The 2,450-nt window shown below is 26.3% G+C and carries 4 protein-coding genes; all 4 read right to left on the bottom strand.

Going from position 1 to position 2,450, the window contains the following annotated elements:
• Positions 1–78: 78 nt before the first annotated feature.
• Positions 79–360, bottom strand: coding sequence for a hypothetical protein (locus tag C6B38_RS02170; protein ID WP_105298477.1), 282 nt, complete (start codon positions 358–360; stop codon positions 79–81).
• 50 nt (positions 361–410) lie between these two features.
• Positions 411–1,664, bottom strand: coding sequence for a hypothetical protein (locus tag C6B38_RS02165; protein ID WP_105298476.1), 1,254 nt, complete (start codon positions 1,662–1,664; stop codon positions 411–413).
• A complete protein-coding gene (locus C6B38_RS02160) occupies positions 1,657–2,013 on the bottom strand; it encodes a hypothetical protein (RefSeq protein WP_105298475.1) in 357 nt (118 codons plus the stop codon). Before C6B38_RS02160 ends, C6B38_RS02165 begins: the two co-directional genes overlap by 8 nt.
• A gap of 15 nt (positions 2,014–2,028) precedes the next feature.
• On the bottom strand, positions 2,029–2,450 hold a 422-nt coding region (locus C6B38_RS09635; protein WP_162475806.1), incomplete at its 5' end, for a hypothetical protein.

The raw sequence follows: 2,450 nt of genomic DNA, 5'->3' as shown, positions 1-2,450 counted from the left end.
TTAATTTCAGTGAATAAAATTGGCAATCCCAATGTTAAACCGTGAACTATTCAATATGCTAATCGTAGAAAAAATAATTTAGTCTTTTTCTTTTTCATTTTTATTACCATCCTTGTTTTTTTGTCTGATATTTATTTTGTTATTATTAGCAAGTTTGTTATTTATAATTGTAATAACATCTAATTTCGTATTAATATTATTAATTTCAATTTTAATATCGTTTATTTTTTCTTTTAATTCTTTATTTTCATTTCTAATTTTTTGTTGTTTTTTACTCAAAATAGTTGCTGTTATGCCAGTTGTTCCATCAGTAAAAAGTGATATAACCAAAACAATAATTTCTAAAATAGTTTCACTCATTTTTTATTCTCCTTATTATCAAATTAATGGTTCTCAACTTCCAAATGCTCTTAAACCAATAGCGGGCCCGTTGTCACAATACCACGCTGTGCTTTATCTCATGTTTTAAAATCTTTTCATACCCAAAACTTAATCATCTCACCATCATATGTTAATATCGGTGATCATTCTTCCCCGCCATTTCAACGATAAACTGCTTTAAAATAAGTTTCCTTATTATTATATGATTCTCAATCTGCTGGCCCTCAAGAGGATGAATATCTAACATATAAAGTAAAATTAAATGGATAACCCGAGTTTTCTCTTAATTCTAAGTTATAATTATTATACTTATCAAATATTTTTCCTATTTTTAATTCATTATGTTTAAATCTAACAATTCTTCAATTATCTTTTTTAACACCACGCCACACAACAAAATAATATTTATTATCAACTTGATTAAAAGGTTTTTCGTCTGGTGTCATTTCTTTTAATCTGCTTTTGACATATTTGGCACTGCTTTCTATTTTGTAGGGCATTTCTCTAATTTTTTTGTCTAGTTGTGCTGTTTTTTGATCCATTTTTTCCATTTCTTTGGTTCATTTTTTATTGAATTCTTCCTTTTTTTCTTGGGCATATTCGCAAAAATTAATAAAATTGTTAGGGTCTTTGATTGATTGATAACGAATGGGAACGCGTGCGGTGTATTCTCAATTAAAGGATTTTATTTTTTCGCCTTTTAGGGGTAAATTAAAACTAAAGATAGGGAATTCATAAATTCCGTCTTTATGTCTTGTGTTTAAGTTATCTTGGGTTAATCTTCCTTTGTCTGTTCATACAAAATATTCGCTAGCACATTTATTTTGATAAATTGCTTGGTATTTAAAATCATTTACTTGATTAATGTTATCGATTATGGCTGTTGCTATTGTTTTTGAATTATCGTTTCAAGTCATGGCACTTTTAATATTTTTTCATGGTTTGTTTTCTTCTTCGTTGGTTTTTTCAAAATAGAATTTATTGTCAATTTCGCTTGGTTCAACTTCGTCAATTTTAGTGTTAATGGGGCATTGTTCTAATAATTCTGTTAATTTTTCAATTTGTTCGCTTTTGTTTTCTCCTAAACTTTCAATAAAATTTTTATTAATATATTGGTAGTTTTCATCTGGGTTGTCTATATCGGGGATTGAATATATTAATGGTGCTTTTGACATATCTATTTTAATTGTTAAAAATATTGTTGTTGTTGTTTCTGCTTGGTTTTTTGCATACGGTATTAAGTCGTTGATATCGTTTGTGGTGTTGTTTTCTACTTTAATCATTCTTCCGCAAATGCTTAAATAAAAAAATGGTATTTCTTTGTTTCCTTTTTTTTGTTTTTATTTTTACTTGAATTCCGTTGTCTTCATATTTGAATTCTGCWTCTAAGTTTTCTTGTTCGCCAAATCCGTAAAATAAAAAACCAGTTGAATTGTTATCACATAGTTTTAACATTTCTTCGTTATAATTATCGCTATTRCCTAATAAGTTTATAGCGTTTTTATTGCTTAATTCTTTATTAGCATAGTAGGGGATTGTTTGGTTTCTTAATAAAAAATCGTAATATATTGCTTGGTCGCGGTCTGTTAAATAATCTTCTGTATTGTCAAATGTTATAAATCTAAATGCCATTTTTTTGCCTCTCTTTTATAAATATTTTTTTTCTAATTTGTTAGATGTTTTATCTCATTCACTATGTAATGCGTTATTAGCAATCATTTTTTTATTCATTGTTTCTTTAATGTTGTTAAAATTATTGTTTAGATTGTTGTTTAGTTTTGTGTGTGGTTTTAAGTCTTCTCAATATTTTTGATTTTCTTTTATATTGTAAATTGTGTTATTTTGTAATTGATAGGTAAATAATTCAATATCATGGCTTCATTCTTCGTTTTTAATATCTTCTCATGATAAATTACTTTCATTTAATAATTCGTTTGTTAGTGTTTTAATTTCATTCTTTTTTGTTCTTAAATTAATATTAAAAATAATTTTTTTAATTGAATTTCCACTGGTTGCTTGTAATTCATATTCTGTATCTTCTTCAATTTCAATAATTCGCCCATAAATTA

Source organism: Spiroplasma sp. ChiS, assembly GCF_002968355.1.
GTDB classification, from domain to species: domain Bacteria; phylum Bacillota_I; class Bacilli_A; order Mycoplasmatales; family Mycoplasmataceae; genus Spiroplasma; species Spiroplasma citri.
Note: the sequence above shows the minus strand (reverse complement) of the source record. Positions and strands in the feature narration are given on the sequence as shown.